Consider the following 24,392-nt stretch of genomic DNA (forward strand, 5'->3'; position numbering starts at 1 on the left):
CCTCTCTCCTGACCCGAAAGTCCCGTGCCCATGACGGACGCGACCATGACACATGTGCCCACGCGCCGCGACCGGCGCGCCTCTCTCGGCCGCCACGTGCTGCCCTACGCGATGCTCACGCCGGCGGTGCTCGTCACGCTCGCCATCGTGTTCTTCCCGATGGTCCAGACCGCGTGGATGAGCCTGCACGACTACGTGCTGTTCCGCCCCAACGACTTCGACTGGGTCGGCCTCGACAACTTCAAGGCGGCACTCCAGGACGAGGTGTTCTGGATCTCGCTCAAGCACACCATCATCTGGATGTGCACCACGATCCCGGCGCAGCTTCTGCTGGGGCTGGTCACGGCACTGCTGCTGAACCAGGAGTTCCCGTGGCGCCCGCTGGCCCGCGCGCTCATCATCATTCCCTGGGCGCTGCCCTCGGTGGTGATCGCGCTGATGTGGGTCTGGATCTACGACAGCAACTACGGCATCGCCAACGAGTTCCTGCTGCGCATGGGGCTCATCCAGCAGGCGGTTCCGTGGCTCGCCGACCCCGACACCGCGCTTGCCTCGATCATCCTCACGCTCACGTGGCAGGGCTTCCCGTTCTTCGCGGTGATGATCCTCGCCGGCCTCCAGTCGATCCCGCGCAGCTACTACGAGGCCGCCTCGATCGACGGCGCAAGCACGTGGCGGCAGTTCTGGCACATCACCCTGCCCGGCATCTCCGGCGTGATGATGACCGCCGTGCTGCTGCGGATGATCTGGGTCGCCAACAGCTTCGACGTGATCTTCGTGATGACCGGCGGCGGCCCCGGCTACGCCACCCACACGCTTCCGCTCTACGCCTTCATCAAGGCACGCACCAACCTCGACTTCGGCTACGGCTCGGCGATCGCGGTCCTGTTCACCCTGCTGCTGATGGTGGTCGTGGTGTTCTACCTGCGTCGCACCGGAAAGGCGGTGTCCTGATGGCCCTGCACAAGATCTCGACCGGCAAGCGCATCCTCACGGTCGACCTGCCGATGCTGGCGATCCTCGTCTTCACGCTCGGCCCCTACCTGTGGATGTTCATCACCTCGGTGAGCGACGAGTCGACGCTCTTCACCGAGGGGCCGTCGCTGCTCAACGCCACGATCGACAACTACACGCGGCTGTTCCGCACCGTGGGCTTCGCCGACAACCTGCTCGACAGCTTCATCGTCGCCGGCGGCACGGTGATCGTGGGCCTGTCGCTGAGCGTGACGGCGGCCTACTCCTTCTCGCGGTTCAACTTCCGCGGGAAGCGGATCCTGATGCTGCAGTTCCTGCTCATCAACATGTTCCCACTGGTGCTGCTCATCCTGCCGCTGTTCGTGGTGATGCGCGTGCTGGGTCTGCTCGACACCCACATCGCGCTGATCATCGCCAATTCGACCGTGGCGATCCCCTTCTCGATCTGGATGATGGTCAGCTACATCAACGGCATCCCGCGCTCGCTCGACGAGGCGGCGATGACCGACGGCTGCTCCCGCATGCAGGCGCTGCGCCGCGTGGTGCTGCCGCTCTGCCTGCCCGGCATCATCGCCACCGGCATCTACATCTTCATCACCTCCTGGAACGAGTATCTTTACGCCCTCACCCTCGGCGGACGCGAGGTCCGCACGATCACCGTCGCCGTGCAGACGCTGATCGGCGAATACGAGGTGCAATGGGGCCTGCTCACCGCCGGCGGCATCGTCGGCGCGCTCCCCGCGACCGTGCTCTTCCTCCTGGTGCAGAAACGCCTGATCTCCGGCCTGACGCAAGGCGCGGTCAAGGGCTGACGAAAGGACCCTCCTGTTGAAAAATCCCATCGGCATCATCTCAATGCAGTTCACCCGGCCCTTCACGGGCAAGGACCTGCACTACTTCCAGAAGGCGGCGGACCTCGGCTTCGACTTCGTCGAGCTGCTGGTGCCCGAACCCGAGGACGACCTCTCCATTGCCGACGTGAAGGCTGCCGCCGACGACGCGGGCATCTTCACGGTGCTGGCGGCGCGGGTGAATCCGCAGCGCTCGATCGCCTCGGAGGATGCGGCGAACCGTCAGGGCGGGCTCGACTATCTCAAGCTGTGCATCGACGTGGCGGCCGAGCTCGGCGGCGGCGTCGTGGGCGGGCCGCTCTACGGCGAACCCATGGTCTTTGCCGGCCGGCCGCCGGTGCCGCGCAGCGACGACGAGATCGCCGCCCGTGCAGAGCGCACCATCTCTGGCTTCGCCGAGGTCGCACCGCTGGCGCAATCCGCCGGGGTGACCTTTGCCGTCGAGGCGCTGAACCGCTTCGAGACCGACATCCTCAATACCACCCGGCAGGCCTGCGAGGTGGTCGACGCCGTCGACAGCCCCGCCTTCAAGCTGATGCTCGACACCTTCCACATGAACATGGAGGATCGGTCGATCCCCGACGCCATCCGCATGGCCGGCGACCGGATCGTGCATTTCCAGGCCAACGAGAACCATCGCGGCCACCCCGGCACCGGCCATGTCAACTGGCCCGCGGTCTGCCGCGCTCTGGCGCAGGTGGGCTACACCGGGCCGATCTCGCTCGAGCCCTTCCGCCGGGCCGACGACCGCGTGGCGCTGCCGGTCGCGCAATGGCGCGCCCCGCGCGAGGACGAAAGCGAGAAGCTCATGGCGGGCCTGGGCGTGATCCGAAACGCGCTGGCGCTTGCGGAGGTGGACCAATGATCAACTTCGGCTGGATCGGCTGCGGCCGTCACGCGCGCCAGATGCTCCTGCCGCAGCTGGGGCGCAACGACATCCGCATCGCGGCGCTCTGCGACCGCGACGGCGAAGCGCTGAAGAAGACCGCCACCGAGTATGGCGTCGAGCGGCTCACCGACGATTTCCGCGACCTGATCGCCACGCCGGGGCTCGACGCCATCGGCATGGCGGTCGGCCCCGAGCTGCACCGCGCCGCCAGCATCGCGGCGCTCGAGGCCGGGCTGCCGGTCTTCATGGAGAAGCCCCCGGCGGCCACGGCGGCCGGCGCGCTCGAGGTGGCGCAGGCCGCCGAAAAGGCGGGCAAGCCGGTCATGGTCGGCTTCATGAAGCGCTACTCGACCGGCAACCGCATCGCGATGAACACCCTGAAGGGCGGCGATTTCGGCGACGTGCTCGGCATCACCGGCGCCTACATGACGGCGCCCGGCTACTTCGAGGGCGAGCCCGACTACACCGGCTTCTACCTGCACCACTGTGTGCACTACATGGACCTCATCCCGTGGTTCGCGGGCGAGGATTTCGGCGACATGCAGGTGCGCTCGATCTCGCCGCAGCCGGGCAAGCTGCTGCTGCACCTCAACTTCACCACCGAGGCCGGCAAGGTCGGCAACATCGTGATGGGGACGGTGCAGTCGCGCGGCACGCCGATGGAAGAGATCCGCATCATGGGCGACCATGCCCGCATTCATGTCGACAACATCATCAATGTGGCGCTCTACCGCGATCCGCCGTTCAAGGCGGACGACCCCGGCGCGCTGCTCGATCCGGCCTGCGACACGCTGAGCTGGACGCCGAACTTCACCGCGGCGGCGAACGAGGACCACAAGGGCTACGCGGCGCTGCTGTCGGACGTGGCGGCGGTGCTGCGCGGCGAGGATCGTGACGTGCCCGACATCGGTGATGGCGTCCGCGCGATGGAGCGACTGGAACGGATGATCGGCCAGATCGGCCTGTAAGCCGGCGGACTGACGAAAAGGGCCCGCGCTTCCGGCGCGGGCCTTTCTGCTTGCCTGTCGCGAATGTCCAGGCGCCCCCGCGTCCGATGCGGGCCGCGCCGTGCGGCCTTTGCGAAGACGCCGCATCCGCCTATCGACCATCCCGACCACGCCGACATGCTCTGCAACGTCTTCGTGCCCACTTCGGGCAGGAGAGAGGCACCGCGTCCGCCTTACAAGACCCCGCCCCTCACAGCACCGCACCGATCTTCCACGGCACGAACTCGTTGTCACCGTAGCCGAATTCCTCTGACGTGGTCTTCTTGCCCGAGGCCACGTCGAGCAGCAGGTCGTAGATGCGCTGGCCCATCTCTGCGAGGCTCACCCCCGCCTCGACCACGCCGCCACAGTCGATGTCGATGTCCTCGGGCATCGATCGCGCGAGATCGGAATTCGACGCCAGCTTGATCGACGGGGCGGGCTTGGCACCGAAGCACGAACCCCGCCCCGTGGTGAAGGCGATGAGGTTGGCGCCCGAGGCCACCTGCCCCGTTGCCGCCACCGGGTCGTAGCCCGGGCTGTCCATGTAGACGAAACCGTGCCGGTCGATCCGCTCGGCATAGGCATAGGCCCCGGCGACCGGCGCGAGCCCGCCCTTGGCGACCGCGCCCAGCGATTTCTCGAGGATCGTCGTCAGCCCGCCCTTCTTGTTTCCCGGGCTCGGGTTGTTGTCGAGCGAGGCCCCGTTGCGCTCGGCATAGTCGCGCCACCACGCGATCATCTCGCGCAGCCGGGCCCCGGTTTCCTCGCCCGCCCGCGCGATCAGCAGATGCTCGGCGCCATAGATCTCGGGCGTCTCCGACAGGATCGAGGTGCCGCCCGCCGCGACCAGCAGGTCCGAGGCGACGCCCAGCGCCGGGTTCGCGGTGATGCCCGAGAACCCGTCCGAGCCACCGCATTGCATCCCCAGCGTCAGCTCTGACACCGGCTGCGCGCTGCGCCGGTCGGTGCCGGCCTGCGCGGCGATGGGCTCGAGCAACTCCAGCGCGCGGCGCACCGCCGAGCGCGATCCGCCGACCTCCTGGATGTTGAAGGTCTGGAAGCGCTCGCGCGTCCAGTCGGTCGGCTTGTAGAGGGTGAGCTGGTTGACCTCGCACCCCAGCCCCACGATCAGCACGCCGCCGAAGTTCGGATGGTCGCGATAGCCCTTGAGCGTGCGCACCAGCGCGTCGAAGCCTTCGCCCCGGTTGGCCATGCCGCAGCCCTGATCGTGCACGATGGGCGCGAAGCCGTCGATGCCGGGGTACTTCGGCAGCAGGGTCCGGTTGGCCTCGGCAGCGATGGCGTCGCAGACCGTGGTCGAGCAGTTCACCGAGGCGAGGATGCCGATGTAGTTGCGCGTGCCGACGCGACCGTCGGGCCGCGCATACCCCTCGAAGGTTGTCCGCGCGGGTGGATCGGGCAGCCGGCCGGCGACCGCGCTCGTCCCCGCGCCGCCCTCGGGCAGCGCGCAGTTGTGAACGTGGACGTGCTCGCCCACCGCGATGTCGCGGCTGGCGACGGCCATGACCTGCCCGTATTTCAGCACCGGAGATCCGGCGGCCATGGCGCTGCGGGCGATTTTGTGGCCGCGCGGGATGGCGGCCCGGGCGGTCAGGCCCTCGCGGATCTCGCCCTCGGCCATGTCGGTCAACACGACGGCGACGGTGTCGGAGGGATCGAGGATCATCAGGGTCGGCGCGGTCATGTCAGGCGATCTCCGTCGCGCAGAGGGCATCGAGCACCGGCGCCTCGAAGTCTGGCGCGACCGCGCGCACCCAGCGCAGGAATGCCCCGATGCGGCGGTCGAGCTTCTGCGCATGGTTCTGCGCGATGTCGGCGATGCGATGATCGAGGAAAGGGTTCGCGAAGCGCTCGAGCGTCTCGTCGAGATAGGCACGGGCGGCCTCCTCCATGCCGCGCAACGCGAAACCGGGAAGCACCTCGGCCTGCATCACCTGCCGCATCCGCGCGCCTACATCGCCCGCGAGCAGTTCGCGCACCACCGCGTCCGGCGCTCCGCCTGTTTCCTTCCAGAAAGCCACCATCGCGGTGTGCCCGAGGTTGAGGATGTGCAGCTTCAGCCGTTCGATTTCCTCGAGGTCCGGAACGACCCGCACCGAGGGATGCTCGACCGGCACGCGCAGGCCGTCCTGCGCCTCGATCGCCCAGAGCGCATAGGGCTCGGCCACCGCGCCCACCGGCTCGATGGGCGCGGAGACGATCCGGTCGACAAGGCTGTTGGCCCAGAGGCATTGCCCGAGCCACTCGGTCAGCCCGGCCCCGGCGCCCTGCGCCGCGGCGATCTCCAGCACCCGCGCCTTCAGCACATCGCCGTTGTTCGGGATGAGCTCCATCGGGAAGAGCGTCAGCGGTGGCGCCCCGGCGGCGTGGCGCGCGGCAAGCAAGTGGTAGAGCTTCGCGGGAAAGCTCATCGCCTGGTCGGGCGTGGCTGCCCCGTCGGCAGGGCGCGGATCGTAGCCCGCATCGCCGGTGTTCGACAGGATCGCCTCGGCCTCCTCGGTGACCACCCGAGACAGCGCCTCCCAGTCGGTCGCCGTGGAAAGCGTGCGCGTCACCGAAGTCACCCGGCGCTCTTCGTCGATGACGCGCCCGGCCTGCCGGCCCCGGATGCGCACCGGGAAACCGCCCTCGGCCGCCAACGCGCCCAGCCGCGCGGCGCGGGCCGGGTCGCCCGAGCTTTGCACCACGGTCAGCGCGCGCGGTGGCGTGCCTTCCGAGAAGAACAGGTCGGCATGGGCCTGAAGGAAGCGCGACGTGCCGAACTGCACGATGGGGGTGGCGGTCATGGAATCCTCCCTTGGCGCAGGGCGGATGGATGGAGTCGCCGCTGGCCTTTACGGTTTTTTATAAATAAAATACATTTCTCTCAAGCGGCAATTCCGCGAACCAGCGCGAAGCAGAACGAGGCGGGCCATGTCGCGACAGAACCAGACCTTCAAGGCCGCGACGAACCGGGCGCTCGACGGGCTGGAAAAGGCCACGCCCGGCGATGCGCTGGAGTCGGAGGCGCGGCTCGCCGAACGGCTCGAGATCAGCCGCACCACGGCGCGAGGCGTACTGGCGCGGCTCTCCGAGCTTGGCGTCATCGACTGGGACGGGCGGCGGAAGATACTCCTGCGCAGCCCCCTCCCCGGCGACCGCTTCCCCGAGGAAGACACCGCCCCGCCCGCGGCGCGCGCCGAGGCACGGTTTCTCGAATGGATCCTGCGCAGCGATCCCGCGCCGGGCGCGCAGATCCACGAGAGCGATCTCGCGCGGCAGCTCGACATCCCCGTGGCGCTGGTGCGCGAGCTGCTGCAGCAGTTCCGGCCGGGCGGGCTGATCGAGAAGAACCCGAATCGGCACTGGACCTTCAAGGGCTTCACCCGGGCCTATGCCACCGAGATGTGCGACATGCGCGAGATGATCGAACGCGCGGCGCTGCAGGCGCTTCTGGCCCATCGTCGCCCGGAGACGCTGGCCGAGATGCAGGCGCTTGCCCGCCGGCACCGCGCCCTGCTCGATGCCGACGCCAACCGCATGGGCGACTTCCCGGCGCTCGACGCGCGCTTTCACCGGGTGCTCGTCGAGGCGGCAGGCAACCGCTTCTTCGATGCCTTCACCCAGCGCATCTCGATCATCGTGCACTACCACTACCAGTGGCACAAACGCGACGAGGCGACCCGCAACCGCGCCGCCATTGCCGAGCACCTCGCGGTGATCGAGGCAATTCTGGAGGACCGCCGGGACGAGGCCGTCGCGCGGTTCGACGCGCATCTCGCCGCCGCGCGCGACACCCTGCTGGCTTCGGTCAACTGGCAGTGACCCGGCACTGGCGGCCTATTCGACCGCGCGGCGCACCGTGGAGAGCGGCACGTTGGCCATGCGGGCGACCGCGACCGGGTCGAAATCAGCGCCCTCGGCGTCCTGCCGCTCGCGCACCAGCGTCACCAGCCACTCGGGCAGGCTGTCGTCGGGGATCATCGCCGGGGCCGGGGCTGCAGTTCCGACCGTTACGCTGAGCGGGGCCTCTTCCCGCAGACGTTGCACCAGGTCGCGCACCCTGTCGGGCGCCGAGACCTCGGGCATCGGCGGCAGCTGCACCTCGGGCATGTCCCGGGCGACACGACCGAGGATGCCCGGCATCCGCGCCGACGGGTCGTCGAGCAGATCGCCCAGCCGGTCGTCGGCGATGATCGTGCGGGCGGCGCGCGGGCTCTCGCGGGCGATGGCGCGCTTGATCGCCGGGTAGAGCTTCTGCGGCGTCGGCCGGACGACCACCACCGGCGGAACATCGGCGAAGAGACCCGGCAGCAGGCCCGGCTGCTCCCATGTCGACCACGGCCCCTCGGCGCTCGAGGCATTCGCCGCCGCCTCGAGCCACGAGCCGGGCGCGATCAGCTCCGGCAGCCTGAGGCTCGCCCGCACGAGGGCATCGAGCCCGCCGCGCAGCAGCGGCGGAAAGCGCAGCGGCAGGCGCGCGTCAAGCGTCTCGCCGAATGCCGCCTCGGCACGGGCGTTGAGCTCATCCAAGGTGGCGGGCATGCCCTCCGGCTCGCGTTCGTCGGCCATGAGCAGCAGGGCGACCACATCCGGCGCCCCCTCGAGCAGGCGCCAGAGGTTGTGCAGCACCGCCCGTTCGAGCCGCTCCTGCCGCCGCGGTCCGAGAAAATGCGCATGCGCGCCGATCAGCCCGAGCAGCGGGTGCTCGAACTTGCCGTAGATCGCGCTCAGACGCAGGTCCTCCGGCAGCAGGTCGAGCCGCATCCCCAGCCCCTGGATCGCCGCGTCGATCTGCTGGGCGAGCAGGTCGCCGGGGTCGTACCCCTGCCCGCGCGGGCACATGTCGATGCTTGCCGCCGACAGCCGCGCGCCGCGCTCATGCGGCACGAACACCATCGTGTCCCAGCGCTTGCGGGTCAGCAGCAGCGGCAGCGCCATCGCCCGCCCCCCGCGGAAATGGCCGAGCAGGTAGTTCCCCGGCGGCAGATGGGCCGAGAAGGCGACCCAGCCCTCGGCCGCGTTGCGCGCGGTGCGGTCGGGCTCGAACCGGGTCACCACGGAGCCGGTGTCGTCCAGGATCGCCAGCCCCTCGGCCGGGTCGACGTCCGAATGGTCGCCGTCGCCGGTCGCCCGCACCAGCACCATGAGCAGCGGCGCATCGCCGGGCGCATCCGGGTTCTCCCAGCTCGGCGCGCGGCTGAAATGCGTCGAGGCCGCCTGCAGGAACTCATGCGTGTGGGCGCTGTCGAGGGATGGCATCGCCGAGTGCCGGCGTGGCGCCGGAAGCGTCAGCTCCTGCGCCCGCTCGTGCAGGATCGTCTGGTCGGGGCCGATCTCGCCCAGACGCTCCGGGCGCACGGTATAGATCCCGCGCGGCAGCGAAAGCGTGAGGGGCGCATCGCCCCCGCCGACCCGTCCGCCGTGCCCGTCGAAGAGCGTGAGCCGCGTGTTCCAATCGGTCGCGCCGGTGTAGTCGTTCACCACGGTCAGCCGCAGCGCGTGGGTCGGGTCAGAAGTTGTCATGCCGCCCCTCCATCGCCGGAAGGAACACGAAGCTGCGCATCGTCCCGTCGCCGTCGTCGACCAGCATGTAGGTGCGGTTCGGCACCAGCCGCACGGTCCAGGGGCCGCTGTCGGGCATGCCTTCGCGCACCGGGGTCGCATCCGCGTCGAGCAGGCGGACCGGTCCCACCCGGTCGCCGGTGAAGCGGATCTCGAAATTCGGCACGTCCGGCGCCTCGGGCGCGGCGACCTTCGCCGCCCCGAAGACCACGTCGTCGGAGAACAGCAGCGGCGCGCGGCGCGGCACCTGCCGGCGACCCCGCGCGTCGGCGAGCATCGGCAGGCGGTAGTCGAGGTGCTTCCACAGCGCCTCGGCCCCGATACCGCCGCCGGGCCGGTCCGAGCCCGCCTCGAGCCCCTCGAGCAGTGCCGTGGTGAAGAACCCGTGTACCTCGGGCTCGGCGTCGTCGTCCTCGGCGGCGAAATCGCCCTCGAAGGCGCGGCGCATCGGCTCGGCGGCGAAAAAGGCCATTCGGTTCACCAGGTCGAACCCGTCGAGCGGCTGGCTGCAACCGACCGAGCTGTCGAAGGCCCGCACCTTGACCGAGGGCACCCGGCAGCAGTCCACGAACATCGCCACTTCCTCGAAGGGCATGCAGGTCTTGACCACGTCGGCGTAGCTGTCGGCGTTGATAGCGGCATGCGGCATGGTCCGCGACCAGTGCGGCAGGCAGAGCGACTGCGCGTAGGTCACCGCGTCGGCCCCTGCCACGAGTTGCCCGTGCCCGGAGAAGAAGAAGTAGAACCGCCGACCGCCATCATCCGAGGCGCGCGCCCGCGTCCAGAGATCGTCGAGCGCGACATCCACGCTTGCCTGCGTCAGACCCAAGGGGTTGCCGGCCGAGGTCATGAGCCGGCAGTTGTCGGGATCGAGCCCGCCGCCGGTCTGGGAATCCGTCAGCCAATCGTAGAAACGCCCCGCGTCGCGGACCGCGCCCTTGAGGTTGCGGCCCTGGCTGCCGTATCGCGGGTAGTCGTCGATCCCGACGACAAGGGCGTAATCGCGCGGCTGCGGGTTCGCCATCGCCCCGCCCCTAGGTCACCGCCTGCGACACGAGATGCGTCAGGGACGCGAGCGTCGCGGGATCGTTGTCGAAATCGCCATGCTTCTGCGATGCGCTGGTCAGGCCGCCGGTCGCGCCGTCCGCCGTGACCGACAGCACCGCGCGATCCTCGCCCGCCGCGCCGAGCCACGCGACCGTCTCGGTCAGCGCCGGATCGTCGAAGAGCGCAGGCTCGCTCCAGAACCGCTCCATCCCGGCGATGGGCACGTCGGGCGAGTCTTCCAGAACGCCCGAGATGAAGTAGAGCAGCGACCGGGTGTAGAGCCCGCGCACAAGCTGGTCCTTCTGCTCGTAGGCATCGCTCATGGTGAACATGCGGAACCGCTCGAACCGCTCGGGGTGCGCGACGATCTCGCGGTGCATCAGGCTGGTCAGACAGGCCGGCGCGAGAAAGACGATATTGCGCACCGGCGGCCGGCGGCCCGCCACCTCGGCGGCGCGCAGCATCTCGCAGATCGCGATGGAGCCCGCGCTGTGCCCGATCAGGTCGAGCGTGAAGCCCGGACGGCTGGCCATATGCGCCGCCAGCTTGTCGAGGAAATAGGCGCCGGGATGGGCGTTCTCATCGATCACCGGGCCGTTCGGCAGCCACATCTCGGCGGCGATGTCCTTCATCCGGCCCCAGGTCCAGGCGCCGAAATCGGCAAGGTAGAACTCCCGCAGGATCTCTTCGATCACGGTGGGATAGAGCCCGTGGTCGCGCTTGCGGATGTAGCGCTTCAGCACCCGGTAGGTCACGCGGGCAAGGTATTTCGCCACCTGGAAGAGCGACACGCCACGGCCATCGACATCGGTCATCGCCTCGCGCAGCGTGGGCTCGAGCGGGGCATCCCCGGCCAGCTCGGCGAAATCGCCCTCGGCCAGCTCGGGATCGTCCTGCAGCTCGAGCAGGAATTCCGTCTCCATCTCGGCCTCGATGAACTCGAGCTCGGCCTCGTCGAGTGTCTCGGCACCGCTGCGGGCGGTCGCCTCGAACCCTTCGAACTTCTCGATCCGCGACAGCTCGGCCTCGATCTCGGCCATGGTCATCGGCTCGCCCGGTCCCCGCTCCGAGAGGTCGGCCCCGAGCCGCTTGGTCAGCTGCCGGAAGACGTAGCGCACCAGCTTCTGGAACAGCCTGGTCTCGTCGATGCGCCGGAGGTTGCGCGTGAGCGTCTCGATCAGGCCGGTTTCCCAGATGAAGGTCACCGCATGGGCGCCGCCGGCCTCGTAGACCGGCTGCATGGCGCGGGCGATGGCTTCGCCGTGGCCCTCTTTCACCAGCCCGCCGTGAAAATGCAGGCTGAGTTTTCGGGCGTCGCTGTCAGCCAGCGCCCGGAACAGCGCGTCGATGTCTTCGGGCGTGGTGTGCAGGGCGCCGCTTCGGCGAAAGGTGCCATGCGGCCCCACGTTCACGTAGTTCAGCTTGGAAAAGGGCATGTCGAAAGCCGCGATCTGGAAAATGGACCTGAAAAATCGTCTTCAGGTAGCATACCAGAGCGACAGCTTGCGCCAAAGAGGTTTCCTTCCGCCGCGTCATCCGACTGACAATGGGGCGCGCGGGGCCTCTCTGCATGGGGGGCCACGGGAAACGAAAACGCCCGGTCTCGAGGCCGGGCGCGTGTCCGGCCTATCGCCGGGGTCATGTCTTCGCGCGGGGCGCGCCAAGGCTGGCACGGCGGGCGCGGGCCATGCGGCGCAACTGCAGGGCAGACGCGCCGCGCGGCAAGCTTACTTCCTGGCGCCGCGCGCCTTCATGGCGTCAACACCAGCGCCGGTCTGATCGGCCTGGGTTTCGGCCTCGGTGCCGGATTCGTCACCGACACGCGGGGAAAACACGGAGATCGCGCCCCCGGCCGAGGTGGCAAAGGCGGCATGAAAACTCTGGGGAGCGTTATTCTTGGTCATGTCCGTATCCTTATTCATTCTGTTGTCAGATCCCGGGCCGGCAAATGCAGCCGGTTCCCGGCGGTCTCCGGCACGGCCGGACACCGACAGGCGACCCTGCGAGAACGAGAGGTCGCGAAAGACCCGCACGAAGCGCGCGGGCAGGTGTCGTCACGAAGACGCATCGGGAGGCGTTTGAAAGCCGGAGGCGTCGATACCGATGCACGAAGCGGTTTCGGCAGCGCCAGTCGGCGGTGCGGGCGGAACATGATCGTCACGTCCTTCACCGGCATCACCGCTGAGGCGCTATATATCACGATCCCCCGGATTTTCAAGAACGCCGGCTGACCGACTGAGGCGGAACGGACCGGCTGCAGCGCATCCGGCCAGTCCCGTCCCAAACTCGTCACGAACACCAACGGCAAGCCAATTCGGATACCGTTGAGTATCCAGATACTCACAGGTATGACGAAAACAAGCCCGGACGACCGCACGTTTTCGAGAGCCATGACCACGAAATTGACCCGCAAGGAAACTGCCCGTCGGACCCGGGAGCGTCTGCTCGAGACGGCGGCAACGCTGTTTGCCGCGCAGGGCTATGCCGCCACCTCTCTCGAGGCCATCGCCGCCGGGGCCGGTCACACCAAGGGTGCAGTCTACGCCAATTTCACCTGCAAAGAGGCGCTCTTTCTCGAGGTCTTCGAGGCGGTGGGCCGGCGCGATGTCGACCGGCTGATCGCCGCCATAGAGGCGGCCCCCGACCGGCCGGCCATCGAGGCGCTGCTGATCGACTGGGCCGACGAGCGCGCCCGCAGCGGAAGCTGGCCCCTCACGCTGCTGGAATTCGCACGTCAGAAGAAGGACGACGCCGAGGTGCTCGGGCCGCTGCGCGAGATCCTCGACCGGCACTGGCGACTGCTGGGCGAGGCCGTCGCCAAGCGGCTGGCCCTCGACACGCCGCCGCTCGTGCTGGGATGCAGCCTGCACGAGATCGCCTATGCCCCGGCGATGTCGGTCGCCGAGACACCCAGCGGGCGCGACCTGATGGCCCTGTTCCTGAAGGGGCTGAACCCCACGCGCTGATCGTAGCCGCACCGGGGGCGCGACCGACCCGAAGCGCCCGGTTCAGGGTGATCGCCCCATTGCCCTTCGCTGCGAAATGGCCCAATGCAGCGGCGAAGGCCCGAGCCAAGGCCGTGGCCACGATCTTGACGTATCGACATTATCGAAGGTGACAGCTTGATGAAACTTCGCACGCTCCCCCTGACCCTCGCGCTGCTGGTTGGCTCGGCGCTCGGCGCTTCCGCCCAGACGCTCTATTTCTCCGCCATCCCCGACGAGGACGAGACCCGCCTGGTCGAGCGCTTCTCGGCCGTGGCCGACTATCTCGAGGGCGAGCTCGGCGTCGATGTGCAGTTCGTCCCCGTGAAGAGCTACGCCGCCAGCGTCACCGCCTTCCGCAACAACCAGATCCAGCTTGCCTGGTTCGGCGGCCTCACCGGCGTGCAGGCCCGGCTGGCCGTGCCCGACGCCCGCGCCATCGCGCAGGGCAAGGAAGACCCGATCTTCGTGAGCTACTTCATCGCCAACACCGAAACCGGGCTGGAGCCCTCGGGCGACTTCCCCGAAGAGGCGCGCGGCATGTCGTTCACCTTCGGTGCCAAGACCTCGACCAGCGGCCGGCTGATGCCCGAGTATCACATCCGCAAGGAGACCGGCGAAGCCCCCGAGGAGTTCTTCGGTCGCGTCGGCTTTTCCGGCGACCACAGCCAGACCCTGCGGCTCGTCGCCTCGGGCGCATGGCAGGTCGGCGCGCTGAACTTCGCAGTCTACGACAAGGCGCTCGAGGAAGGCGCTCCCGAGGTCAAAACCGCCAAGGTGATCTGGGAAACCCCGCCCTACCCCGACTACAACTGGACGATCCGCGGCGACGTCGACGCGACCTTCGGCGAGGGCTTCGCCGACAAGGTGCAGGACGCGCTGATCGGCATGGACGATCCGGAGCTGCTGAACGCCTTCCCGCGCGAGGCCTTCATCCCGGCCCAGAACGCCGATTTCGAGCCGATCGCGGAGACCGCCAAGGAGCTCGGCCTGATCGAATGACCCTGGCGGTCCTGCAGAGGGAAACGCTCGGCTACGGGCGCACCGCCGTTCTGCCCGAGGTGAGCTTTGCGCTCGCCCCCGGCGAGCGGGTGGTGCTGCTCGGCCGCAGCGGCGCGGGCAAGTCCACGCTGCTGAACGCGGTGCACGACCGGCTGGCCGTGTCGCACCGCGTGGCGCTCGTTCCGCAGGATCACGCGCTGGTGCCGCAGCTTTCGGTGCTGCGCAACGTGCTGATGGGGCGGCTCGACGACCACGGGGCGTTCTACAACCTGAGCAACCTGCTGCGGGTCCGCGCCGCCGACCGTTCCGGTGTCGCCGAGGTGCTGGCCGAGGTCGGGCTGACCGACGAGATCGACCGCCCGGTGCATGCGCTCTCGGGCGGGCAGAAACAGCGGGTTGCGCTCGCCCGAGCCTGGTGGCGCGGCGGTGCGGTGCTGATCGGCGACGAGCCGGTCTCGGCGGTCGACGAGACCCAGGCGGCGGCGCTTCTCGACCAGGCCCGCGCGCGCTTCGAGACCGCGCTGCTGGCGCTGCACGATGTCGGTCTCGCCCGTCGCATCGCGACACGGCTGGTCGGACTGCGGCGAGGCGGCATCCTGTTCGATGCGCCGGCCGACACCGTGGGCGATGCCGAGATCGCCGCGCTCTATGCCCGCTGAAACGACCTGGACCCGGCCGCGCGTCGTCACGCTGTTCCTTGCGCTGGCGCTGCTGGCGCTGCCGTTTGCCGACCTGAGCCTTGGCAATCACGACGCGGGCGCGGCGCTGGCGCGGATGCTCTCGGGCTTCCTTCGTCCCGACTTCAGCGCCGTCGAGGAGATCGGCCGCGCGATCTGGCTGACCATTGCCTTCGCGGTGGCAGGTGTCGCCGCCGGCGCCTCGGCGGGGCTGGTGCTGGCGCCCTTCTACCACCTGCGCGCCGTGCGCTGGCTCTGCATCGCGCTGCGGTCGGTGCACGAGCTGTTCTGGGCGCTGGTGCTGATGCAGATCCTAGGCATTGCGCCGATCACCGGGGTGCTCGCCATCGCGCTGCCCTATGCCGGCATCTTCGCCAAGGTGTTCTCGGAGCAGCTCGACGAGGCCGACCCGCGCCCGGCGCAGGTGCTGCCGCCGCGCACCGATGCACTGTCGCGGTTCCTTTATGCCCGCGCCCCGCTGGCGCTGTCGGCGATGAAATACTACACGCTCTACCGGCTCGAATGCGGGATGCGCGCCAGCGCGGTGCTCGGCTTCGTGGGCCTGCCGACGCTGGGCTTCCAACTCGACAGCTTCTTCCGGATGGGCGACTACGGCGCGGCCTCGGCCATCATGGTGTGCTACGTCGTGCTGATCGCCTCGGTGCGGCTGTGGATGCGGCCGGTGCTCGCGCCGCTCTGGGTGCTGGCCTCGGCCATCTCGCTGTCGCTGATCCAGAGCCCGCCGATGGGCTCGGGCGCGCTGATGCGCTTTCTCACGCAGGACATCGTGCCCGCCCCGCTGCGCGACGGCTGGGACGGTGCCGCGCTGCTCGACTGGCTGTGGCCGCTCGCCTCCGACGAGATGCTGCCCGGCCTGATCGCCACCGTGCTGGTGGCACAGATCGCGCTGGCGCTGACCGGTGCGCTGGCCTTCGCGGGCTTCGGGCTGATCGTGCCCCGCGTGACCTCGCGGGTGGGCCGCGCGGCGGGGCACCTGCTGCTCGTGGTGCTGCGCAGCTTCCCGGAATACATGCTGGCCTACCTGTTCCTGCAGGTCTTCGGCCCCTCGATGCTGCCCGCGATCCTCGCGCTGGCGCTGCACAACGGAGCCATCATCGCGCATCTGCTGGGCCGCGAGGGCGAAACACTGGTGCCCACCCTGCGCCGTGATGCGCCGAGGGGGCTCACGCTCTGGGGGTGGGAACTGGCGCCCCGGCTCTCGGGGCCGTTCATCGCGCTCTGCCTCTACCGCTGGGAGATCATCCTGCGCGAGACCGCCGTCATGGGGCTGCTCGGAATCGCCACGCTCGGCTTCTACATCGACAGCGCCATGGCCGAGCTGCGGCTCGACCGGGCGATGGTGCTGCTGGTGGCGACGGGGCTGCTGACCGCGGCCGTGGACCGCGTGTCGCGCAGCCTGCGCCGCCGCACCAATCTCGGCGAGAAGCGGCGGATGCGCGACGACTGCTGCTGACCGCCCCGCTCGGGCGCTTCAGGCGTGGATCACCGTCCCCGCCTCGCCGAGCCGTGCCGCCACATGCGAGGCAATCGCGGTATCCTGCACCCCGGTGCCGGTCAGGTCGCAGATGGTGACCTGCCGCGGGTCGCTGCGCCCCGGGGCCTGCCCCGCGATGACGGCCCCCAGCTCGGGCGGGTCCCCGGCCATGAGCCCTGCCGCGCGCGCCCCGCGCAGCTCGCCCATCAGCGCGCATTGGCTCACCCGGTCGCAGACGTAGAGGTCTGCCGCCGCCAACGCCTCGGGGGCGATCTCGGTCTTTCCGCCCTGGTCCGAGCCCATCGCCGTGATGTGCAACCCGCCGTGCAGCATGTCGGCGGTGATCAGCGGCTCGGTCGCGGGCGTGGTCGTCACGACAAGCTGGCTCTGCTTCACCAGCGGCGCGATCTCGGTCATCACCTCGGCCGAGGCGCCGGTCGCGGCGGCGATGTCGGCGGCACAGGCCGCCGCGCGCTGCGGGTCGCGCCCCCAGACGAGGCAGCGGTCGAAGGGCCGTTCGAGATGCAGCGCCTGCATCTGGAGCCGCGCCTGCACCCCGGTGCCGAGCACGCCGGCAACTGCCAGGTCCTCGGGGGCGAGGTGCCGCGCGGCCACGGCGCCCGCTGCCGCCGTGCGGATGTCGGTAAGGTAGCCGTTGTCGAGGAACACCGCCTGCACCAGCCCGGTCGTCGCCGACAGCAGGATCATCAGGCCGTTCAGCGACGGCAGCCCGATCTTCGGATTGTCGAAGAAGCCCGGCGAGACCTTGAGCGCAAAGCCGTCGAAGCCCGGCACGTAGGCGGTCTTGACGTCGACCTCGCCATGCGCCTCCTCGATCGCCATCGACAGTACCGGCGGCATCACCACGCCACCGCCGGCAAGCGCGCGGAAGCCGTTCTCGATCACGTCGACCGTCTCGCGGTCGAGCGCCACGACGTCGCGCAGCTGGGCTTCGGTGAGGATGCGGATATCAGGCATGATGGCCTCCCTTGACGGTCACGTCACCCAGGGTGACGTCCTGCCCGGTGACGACCCGGGTGAATTGCTCCATGTCGACATTGCGACCGGTGACGACGGTGCCCATGCGGGCCGAGGGTGCCAGCCTGCCCGACTGCAGCGCCGCGATGGCCACGACCGAGGCGCCCTCGGCCACCATCCGGTCGGCGCGATAAAAGGACTGCATGGCGCGGTAGATCTCGTCTTCGCTGACCAGCACGATCTCGTCGATGAGATCCCGGCAGAGCGCGAAGGTGTGGCGGTTCTCGAGCCCGATGCCACCGCCGAGACTGTCGGCGAGCGAGGGCATCTCCTCGACCTCGACGGGCTGACCGGCAAGGATCGACGCCTGCATCGCCGCGCCCCGGTCCATGGTGATCCCGACGATGCGCAGGTCGGGCTTGATCGCCTTGGCGGCCAGCGCCATGCCCGCAGCGAGACCACCGCCCGACAGAGGGATCAGCAGGGTGTCGAGCTCCGGCTTCGCCGCCAGCATCTCGAGCGCGATGGTCCCCTGCCCGGCAATGACATGCGCATCGTCGAAGGGTGGGATATCCACGAGCCCCTCCTCGGCCACGAGCCGCGACGCCTCGCGCTGCGCCTCGTCCTGCGAGCGGCCGCGGATGTGGACCTCCGCCCCCAGCGCGCGGATGCCGTCGACCTTGGCCTGCGGCACCAGCTCGGACATGCAGACCACCGCCCGCACGCCCTTGCGCGCGGCGGCGTAGGCGACGCCCCGGCCATGGTTGCCTGTGGAGCAGCAGGTGACGCCCGCCGCCCCCTCGGGCAGCCGCGCGATGGCGTTCGCAGCGCCACGCAGCTTGAACGCGCCGATGGGCTGGGCGATCTCGAGCTTCAGCCAGAGCTCTCCGCCAAGCTCGGGGCCGAGCATCGAGGGCACCAGCGGCGTTGTCTCGACCACGTCGCGGATGGTGCACGAGGCGGCAAGGACGTCGGCGAGGGTCAGGGCAGTCCGGTCGGTCATGAAGCCACTGTCGACGCCACCGCCGGGGACTTCAACCGCCTTGCCGAAAGAGACCGCTCGCGGGTGCCGACATTCACGACAGAAACAACCATTCGCTGAAGATTGCCGCCTCGAACGTCGCTCCGCCGGGTCTGGCCATCGACCCCACGGGACAATTCGCCCAGTTGACGCACGGTCCGGGAAGGCAGACCATGGCTGACACGCACAGGGAGGCAGTCACATGCGCGCTCTCACGGTCGTCGGACCATCCAACTCCGGAAAATCAACGCTGATCGCGGCGCTCTCCACACTCGACGGGGGGCAGGGAACGACCCTCGCGACCACCGGCGGCACGAGTGTCACCACCTTTTCCTTCATGGGCGATGACTGGGCGCTCTTCGACGTGCCCGGTGGCCCCGAGACCGCGCCGCAGATCGGGCCCGCACTGGCGGCGAGCGACGCGGCGCTTCTCTGCCTGCCGGCCGAGGCCGATGCCGCGGTGCTCTGCGCGCCCTACCTGCAGATCCTCGAGGCCTCGGGCGTGCCGAGCTTCGTCTTCGTCAACGGCATGGACCAGGCCAGCGACCGGGTGAGCGACATCATCGCCGCGCTGCAGCCCTACTGCGCCCATGGCATCGTGCTCCGGCAGGTGCCGCTACGCGACGGCGAGACGATCACAGGCGCGGTCGACCTGATCTCGGAACGGGCGTGGCAATACCGCGAGGGCGAACGCTCGAAGCTGGTGGAACTGCCGCCCGCGATGCAGGCGCGCGAGACGGCGGCCCGCACAGAGCTTCTGGAATCGCTGGCCGATTTCGACGACCACCTGCTCGAGGAAATCATCGAGGACCAGCGCCCGCCGACCGACGAGCTCTACGACGTGGCGACCCGCGCGGTGCAGCACCACGACCTGCTGCCGGTGCTGCTTGGCTCGGCGAAGCACGGCAACGGGCTCACCCGGCTGATGAAGACGCTGCGCCACGAGGTGCCGCAGGTCGATGCGCTGCGTGCCCGGCTCGGGCTTGGCGACGACGTGGTCGCGGCGGGCTGCCTCGCGGACACGCTCAAGCATATCGGCAAGGCGGTGCTGGTGCGCGCGCTCTCCGACGGCGTGGCACCGGGCAACCGGCTGGCCGGGGACGGGATCGGCGGGCTGGTCGGCCTCGACGCACGAACGCAGCTCGCCGGGCTCGCCCCCGGACAGGTCGGCCTCGCGATCAAGAGCGACCACCTCGCGCTTGGCACGCTGATGGGCGCCGAGGACGCAGAGCCCCTGCCCGACTGGGCCGCGCCGCATCCGCCGGCGCTGAAACGCGTCGTGACGCCGGTGAACGAGCGCGACGAGAACAAGCTGCCGGGTGCGCTGGCGCGGCTGGCCGAGACCGACCCCGGGCTGACCGTCTCGCAGACCGCAGGCAGCGGCAACCTCGTGATCGGCGTCCACGGCCCGCAGCACGAGCGCCGGATCGTGGGCGCCCTGGCCGACACCTTCGGGATCGCGGTCACCTGCAACGCGGCACCGCCGTCCCTGCGCGAGACGATCCGGCGCTCCGTCGAGATCCACCACCGCCACCGCAAGCAGTCGGGCGGTGCCGGCCAGTTCGCCGATGTCGTGCTGGAGCTTTCGCCTGCCGCACCCGGCGAGGGCTTTGCCTTTGCCGAGACCGTGAAGGGCGGCGCGGTGCCCCGCAACTACATCCCGGCGGTCGAGGCCGGCGTCCGCGAGGCTCTGGCGGAGGGGCCTGCCGGGCACCCGGTTGTCGATGTCCGCGCGGTGCTGAAGGACGGCAAGGCGCATTCCGTCGACAGCTCGGACTTCGCATTTCGCACCGCCGGGCGGAACGCCGCCCGCGAGGCACTGCAGGAAGCCGGCACCCACGTGCTGCAGCCGATCCTGCGGGTGCAGATCCATGCGCCGGGCTGTTTCTCGGGCGATGTCGTGCAGATCGTGAGCGGCCTGAAGGGGCAGCTGCAGGGCATCGAGAATCACCCGGAGCTGACCGGCTGGGACGTGGTGAACGCGCTTCTGCCGATGGGCGCCGAAGAGCCGCTGACGCAGGCGCTCGGCAGCAGCGCGCGCGGCACGGCATGGGTGGGCTCTGCGCTCGACCATTACGAACCGGTGCGCTGACGCACAGCAGCTCGCCGCATCGCGCCTCTTGCGCCGCCGGGCGGTTTCGGTAATGGTGCCGGCGTTCTCAGGGCGGGGTGAAATTCCCCACCGGCGGTGACAGCCCGCGAGCGCCCTTCGCGCACGCAGGTCCGGACGGGGCAACCCGGCGCGGGCCCGCGTGGCAGAGGAAGGGGTCAAGCAGATCCGGTGGAATTCCGGGGCCGACGGTGAAAGTCCGGATGGAAGAGACGTATCGTGCTGGCGCCTGCGCGCCCGTGCGGGCGAAAGCTCTGGGACCTTTTGTGATCAACGGAGGGTTCCGCAATGACCGACTTCAACCAGACCCGTATCGCCTTCATCAAGGCGCGCTGGCACGCCGACATCGTCGACCGCGCGCACGAGGGCTTCCTTGCCGAGGCCGCCCGCGTGCTGCCCGGCGCCACCGTCGATGCCTACGACGTGCCCGGTGCCTTCGAGATGCCGCTGCTTGCCAAGAAGCTCGCCGCCTCGGGCCGCTACGACGCCGTCATCGCCGCCGCCTTCGTCGTGGACGGCGGCATCTACCGGCACGATTTCGTCTCCGACGCCGTGGTGAAGGGCCTCATGGAGGCACAGATGACCACCGAGGTTCCGGTGTTTTCGGTCTCGCTCACGCCGCACAACTACCAGGAAACCGAGGCGCACAACGCCTTCTTCCGCGAGCACTTCGTCGGCAAGGGGGCCGAGGCGGCCAACGCCGTGCGCGGCGTGTTCGACATCGAGATGCCCGGCGCCGAGCTGTCCGTGGTGAACGGCTGAGCCGTCTCGCCGTCCAAGGGTGGGTTTTAAAACCCACCCTACGGCGACAGCGCGCCGTGCCATCCCGCGCGCGAGGATGAGAAAAGGGCCCCCGGATGTTCCGGAGGCCCTTTCGCGTTGCCGTGGCCGGCGATCTCAGTCCGCGATCATCACGCGGGCCTTGGTGACGATGGCATCGCGGGTGATGCCCAGCTCGTCGTAGAGGCGTTCGGCCGGGGCCGAGGCGCCGAAGTCGCGCAGGCCGATCACGTCGTCCTCGGTGGCCACGTAGCGGGTCCAGCCGAAGGGCGAGGCCGCCTCGACCGCGATGCGCGGCGCATCGCCCAGGACCTCGGCCTTGTAGGCCTCGGGCTGGGCATCGAAGAGCTCCCAGCAGGGCATCGACACCACCGCCACGCCCACGCCGTCGGCGTGCAGGGCCTCGGCAGCCTCGACCGCCAGCGACACCTCGGTGCCGGTGGCCAGAAGCGTCACGTCGCGCCGGTCGCCGTAGCTGCGGATGACGTAGCCACCACGGGCGGTGAGGTTCTCGTCGCCGGCCTCGCGCAGCTGCGGAACGCCCTGCCGCGACAGCGCCATCAGCGCCGGCGTGCCCGGCGTGCGCAGCGCGAGATCCCAGGCCTCGAGCGTCTCGACCGCGTCCGCGGGACGGAAGACGTTGAGGTTCGGGATGGCCCGGAGCGAGGCAAGGTGCTCGATCGGCTGGTGCGTCGGCCCGTCCTCGCCGAGACCGATGGAATCATGTGTCATCACGTAGGTGACACCCAGACCCATCAGCGCCGAAAGGCGGATGGCGTTGCGGGCGTAGTCCGAGAACACCAGGAAGGTGCCGCCGTAGGGCCGCAGACCGCCGTGCAGCGCCAGCCCGTTCATCGCTGCCGCCATGCCGAACTCGCGCACGCCGTAGCCGATGTAACGGCCCGGCGTCTCGGCGGTGAAGGTGGTGTCGACCGCCGGGACGCGCGTCAGGTTCGAGCCGGTCAGGTCGGCGCTGCCGCCGATCATCGCGGGCACCGCCGCCGTCAGGCTCTCCAGCGCGATCTGCGAGGCCTTGCGGGTGGCGACCTTCTGCGGCGCGTCGAACAGCGCCTTGCGGGCCTCGGTGACGGCGGCCTCGTAGCCCTCGGGCAGCTCGCCGGCGATGCGGCTGCGGAAGGTGTCGGCATGGTTGGAGGCGGCGAGCGCGTCCTCCCACTCGGCGCGGGCCTGCGCGCCACGGGCGCCGATGGCCTTCCATGCGTCGGCCAGATCCGCCGGGATATCGAAGGGGGCGGCATCCCAGCCGAGCGCGGCCTTGGCAAGCGCGCCCTCTTCCTCGCCCAGCGGTGAGCCGTGCGCCTTGGCGGTGCCGGCGCGGTTGGGCGCGCCGAAACCGATCACCGTCTTCATGGCGATGAGCGTGGGGCGCGAGGTCTCGGCCTTGGCCTCGGTCATCGCCTTGTCGAGCGCCGCGGCGTCGTGGCCGTCGCAGCGGATCACGTGCCAGCCACAGGCCTCGAGCCGCGCCGGCACGTTCTCGGAGAAGCTGACCGAGGTCGGCCCGTCGATGGTGATGTCGTTGTCGTCGTAGAGAACGTTGAGCTTGCCGAGGCCGAGGTGCCCGGCGAGCGAGATCGCCTCCTGCCCGATGCCTTCCTGCAGGCAGCCGTCGCCCAGCATCACCCATGTCCGGTGATCGACGAGGCCGGGAAATTCACCGGCCATCGCGCGTTCGGCGAGCGCCATGCCCACGGCGGTGGCAATGCCCTGCCCGAGCGGGCCGGTGGTGGTCTCGATTCCCTTGGCATGGCCCCACTCCGGATGGCCGGCGGTGATCGCGCCCCACTGGCGGAAGTTGCGGATCTGCTCGATGGTCATGTCCTCGTAACCGGTGAGGTGCAGAAGACCGTAGAGCAGCATCGAGGCATGGCCGTTCGACAGCACGAAGCGGTCGCGGTCGGGCCAGTCGGGGGCCGAGGCATCGAATTTCAGGTGCTTGCTGAAAAGCACGGTGGCCGCGTCGGCCATGCCCATGGGCGCGCCGGGGTGGCCGGAGTTCGCGGCGTTCACCGCGTCGATTGCCAGCGCCCGCAGGCAGTTCGCAAGCGCGAAGTTGTCGGGGTCGATGGCGGCTTTCTGGGAAACGAATGTCTGGTCGAGCATGATGTCCTCCTGTTGCCGGCACGCTAACTCGCCTCCCAAAACTTAACAAGATAAAATCACATTATCACATTTTTTGTGTTGAATCATGGTTTGGAGATGTTAAGTGTACTGTCGAGAAATCAGGGAGACTCACCGATGCCCAAGGCCTGGATCGGCACCAGCTGGAAGATGAACAAGACGCTCGCCGAGGCGATGACCTGGGCCGACGGGCTGGCGCAGGCCACGCTCGACGACAACATCCAGAGCTTCGTGATCCCGCCCTTCACCGCCGTGCGCGAGGTGAAGGCGGCGCTGGACGGGCGTCCCGTCAAGGTCGGCGCGCAGAACATGCACTGGGCCGATGCCGGCGCCTGGACCGGCGAGGTCTCGGCCCCGATGCTCACCGATTGCGGCCTCGATGTCGTCGAGCTCGGCCACTCCGAGCGCCGCGAGCATTTCGGCGAGACCGACGAGACCGTCGGGCTCAAGACCGAGGCCGCCGTGCGCCACGGGCTGATCCCGCTGATCTGCATCGGCGAAACGCTCGAGGACCGCGAGGGCGGCCGCGCCGCCGAGGTGCTCGAACGCGAGGTGCGCGGCGCGCTCTCGAAGCTCTCGGACGACCAGAAAGGCGCCGAGATCTGGCTTGCCTACGAACCGGTCTGGGCCATCGGCGAGAACGGCATCCCGGCCACGTCCGACTATGCGGACGCGCGCCAGGCCGAGATCATCGCCGTCGCCGAAGACGTGCTGGGGCGGCGCATTCCCTGCCTTTACGGCGGGTCGGTCAACCCGGGCAATTGCGCCGAGCTGATCGCCTGCCCACATATCGACGGGCTGTTCATCGGGCGCTCTGCCTGGGACGTGTCCGGCTACCTCGACATTCTCGCGCGCTGCGGTGCAGTGCTCGGGGCACAAGACTGATT

General features: G+C 69.2%; 21 protein-coding genes and 1 riboswitch. Of the genes, 12 read left to right on the forward strand and 9 right to left on the reverse strand.

The features are described from left to right. The first annotated feature begins 30 nt into the window (after positions 1–30). From D6860_RS21010 to D6860_RS21025, 4 genes are read left to right on the forward strand one after another with little or no spacing between them, the layout of a single operon-like run. Positions 31–954: a carbohydrate ABC transporter permease gene (locus D6860_RS21010; RefSeq protein WP_371683206.1), complete on the forward strand. Its 924-nt coding sequence runs from the start codon at positions 31–33 to the stop codon at positions 952–954. Continuing rightward, a complete protein-coding gene (locus D6860_RS21015; RefSeq protein ID WP_017467650.1) occupies positions 954–1,787 on the forward strand; it encodes a carbohydrate ABC transporter permease in 834 nt (277 codons plus the stop codon). The genes D6860_RS21010 and D6860_RS21015 overlap by 1 nt, the downstream gene beginning before the upstream one ends. A gap of 16 nt (positions 1,788–1,803) precedes the next feature. Continuing rightward, entirely contained in the window at positions 1,804–2,691 is an 888-nt protein-coding gene (locus tag D6860_RS21020) for a sugar phosphate isomerase/epimerase family protein (RefSeq protein WP_076623159.1), read from the forward strand. Then, positions 2,688–3,683, forward strand: coding sequence for a Gfo/Idh/MocA family protein (locus D6860_RS21025; RefSeq protein WP_076623158.1), 996 nt, complete (start codon positions 2,688–2,690; stop codon positions 3,681–3,683). The genes D6860_RS21020 and D6860_RS21025 overlap by 4 nt, the downstream gene beginning before the upstream one ends. Before the next feature lie 229 nt (positions 3,684–3,912). On the opposite strand, the gene D6860_RS21030 is transcribed toward D6860_RS21025, so the two are convergent. Then, positions 3,913–5,409: a UxaA family hydrolase gene (locus D6860_RS21030; protein ID WP_076623157.1), complete on the reverse strand. Its 1,497-nt coding sequence runs from the start codon at positions 5,407–5,409 to the stop codon at positions 3,913–3,915. Position 5,410: 1 nt separating this feature from the next. Beyond that, positions 5,411–6,511 (reverse strand): mannitol dehydrogenase family protein, encoded by a 1,101-nt coding sequence (locus D6860_RS21035; RefSeq protein ID WP_076623156.1) that lies wholly within the window; start codon positions 6,509–6,511, stop codon positions 5,411–5,413. A gap of 127 nt (positions 6,512–6,638) precedes the next feature. On the opposite strand from D6860_RS21035, the gene D6860_RS21040 reads away from it, so the two are divergent. Continuing rightward, positions 6,639–7,529: a GntR family transcriptional regulator gene (locus D6860_RS21040; RefSeq protein WP_076623155.1), complete on the forward strand. Its 891-nt coding sequence runs from the start codon at positions 6,639–6,641 to the stop codon at positions 7,527–7,529. Positions 7,530–7,544: 15 nt separating this feature from the next. Here D6860_RS21040 and D6860_RS21045 read toward each other — a convergent pair whose 3' ends face one another. The 4 genes from D6860_RS21045 to D6860_RS25375 form a co-directional block, all read right to left on the reverse strand. Continuing rightward, the gene (locus D6860_RS21045; RefSeq protein ID WP_076623154.1) at positions 7,545–9,230 is read right to left on the reverse strand and encodes a hypothetical protein; all 1,686 of its coding nucleotides are present in this window, start codon (positions 9,228–9,230) and stop codon (positions 7,545–7,547) included. Beyond that, entirely contained in the window at positions 9,217–10,293 is a 1,077-nt protein-coding gene (locus D6860_RS21050) for a caspase family protein (protein WP_076623153.1), read from the reverse strand. The genes D6860_RS21045 and D6860_RS21050 overlap by 14 nt, the downstream gene beginning before the upstream one ends. 10 nt (positions 10,294–10,303) lie before the next feature. Next, the gene (locus D6860_RS21055) at positions 10,304–11,752 is read right to left on the reverse strand and encodes a hypothetical protein (RefSeq protein ID WP_076623152.1); all 1,449 of its coding nucleotides are present in this window, start codon (positions 11,750–11,752) and stop codon (positions 10,304–10,306) included. Between the two features lie 291 nt (positions 11,753–12,043). Continuing rightward, complete coding sequence (locus tag D6860_RS25375) at positions 12,044–12,220, reverse strand: hypothetical protein (RefSeq protein WP_164845657.1); 177 nt, start codon at positions 12,218–12,220, stop codon at positions 12,044–12,046. A 486-nt stretch (positions 12,221–12,706) separates the two neighbouring features. Here D6860_RS25375 and D6860_RS21060 point away from each other — a divergent pair, with 486 nt between their 5' ends. The 4 genes from D6860_RS21060 to D6860_RS21075 all read left to right on the forward strand — a co-directional run bounded on the left by D6860_RS21060 (position 12,707) and on the right by D6860_RS21075 (position 16,453). Continuing rightward, positions 12,707–13,282: a TetR/AcrR family transcriptional regulator gene (locus D6860_RS21060; protein WP_076623151.1), complete on the forward strand. Its 576-nt coding sequence runs from the start codon at positions 12,707–12,709 to the stop codon at positions 13,280–13,282. A 159-nt stretch (positions 13,283–13,441) separates the two neighbouring features. Next, positions 13,442–14,302, forward strand: a complete 861-nt coding sequence (locus D6860_RS21065; protein WP_076623150.1) for a putative selenate ABC transporter substrate-binding protein — start codon at positions 13,442–13,444, stop codon at positions 14,300–14,302. After that, positions 14,299–14,961 carry an ATP-binding cassette domain-containing protein gene (locus D6860_RS21070; RefSeq protein WP_017469105.1) on the forward strand — a complete coding sequence of 221 codons (663 nt, stop codon included), beginning with the start codon at positions 14,299–14,301 and terminating at the stop codon, positions 14,959–14,961. The genes D6860_RS21065 and D6860_RS21070 overlap by 4 nt, the downstream gene beginning before the upstream one ends. Beyond that, positions 14,951–16,453: a PhnE/PtxC family ABC transporter permease gene (locus tag D6860_RS21075; protein WP_076623149.1), complete on the forward strand. Its 1,503-nt coding sequence runs from the start codon at positions 14,951–14,953 to the stop codon at positions 16,451–16,453. The genes D6860_RS21070 and D6860_RS21075 overlap by 11 nt, the downstream gene beginning before the upstream one ends. Positions 16,454–16,471: 18 nt before the next feature. Here D6860_RS21075 and D6860_RS21080 read toward each other — a convergent pair whose 3' ends face one another. Next, a complete protein-coding gene (locus tag D6860_RS21080; RefSeq protein ID WP_076623148.1) occupies positions 16,472–17,452 on the reverse strand; it encodes a cyclodeaminase in 981 nt (326 codons plus the stop codon). Beyond that, positions 17,445–18,455 (reverse strand): hydroxyectoine utilization dehydratase EutB, encoded by a 1,011-nt coding sequence (gene eutB, locus D6860_RS21085; protein ID WP_076623147.1) that lies wholly within the window; start codon positions 18,453–18,455, stop codon positions 17,445–17,447. The genes D6860_RS21080 and eutB overlap by 8 nt, the downstream gene beginning before the upstream one ends. Before the next feature lie 220 nt (positions 18,456–18,675). Here eutB and D6860_RS21090 point away from each other — a divergent pair, with 220 nt between their 5' ends. Both D6860_RS21090 and D6860_RS21095 read left to right on the forward strand, forming a co-directional pair. Next, positions 18,676–20,565 (forward strand): elongation factor G, encoded by a 1,890-nt coding sequence (locus D6860_RS21090; RefSeq protein ID WP_076623146.1) that lies wholly within the window; start codon positions 18,676–18,678, stop codon positions 20,563–20,565. A 59-nt stretch (positions 20,566–20,624) separates the two neighbouring features. Further along, a riboswitch (FMN riboswitch) is annotated at positions 20,625–20,801 on the forward strand. A gap of 70 nt (positions 20,802–20,871) precedes the next feature. Then, a complete protein-coding gene (locus D6860_RS21095) occupies positions 20,872–21,345 on the forward strand; it encodes a 6,7-dimethyl-8-ribityllumazine synthase (RefSeq protein WP_076623145.1) in 474 nt (157 codons plus the stop codon). A 135-nt stretch (positions 21,346–21,480) separates the two neighbouring features. Here the strand turns inward: D6860_RS21095 and tkt are convergent, their stop codons facing one another. Beyond that, positions 21,481–23,487: a transketolase gene (tkt, locus tag D6860_RS21100; protein WP_076623144.1), complete on the reverse strand. Its 2,007-nt coding sequence runs from the start codon at positions 23,485–23,487 to the stop codon at positions 21,481–21,483. A 135-nt stretch (positions 23,488–23,622) separates the two neighbouring features. Here tkt and D6860_RS21105 point away from each other — a divergent pair, with 135 nt between their 5' ends. Then, the gene (locus tag D6860_RS21105; RefSeq protein ID WP_017468002.1) at positions 23,623–24,390 is read left to right on the forward strand and encodes a triose-phosphate isomerase; all 768 of its coding nucleotides are present in this window, start codon (positions 23,623–23,625) and stop codon (positions 24,388–24,390) included. Positions 24,391–24,392 lie beyond the last annotated feature (2 nt).

It is taken from the genome of Salipiger sp. D13, from assembly GCF_003703915.1.
Taxonomy (GTDB): Bacteria; Pseudomonadota; Alphaproteobacteria; order Rhodobacterales; family Rhodobacteraceae; genus Salipiger; species Salipiger profundus.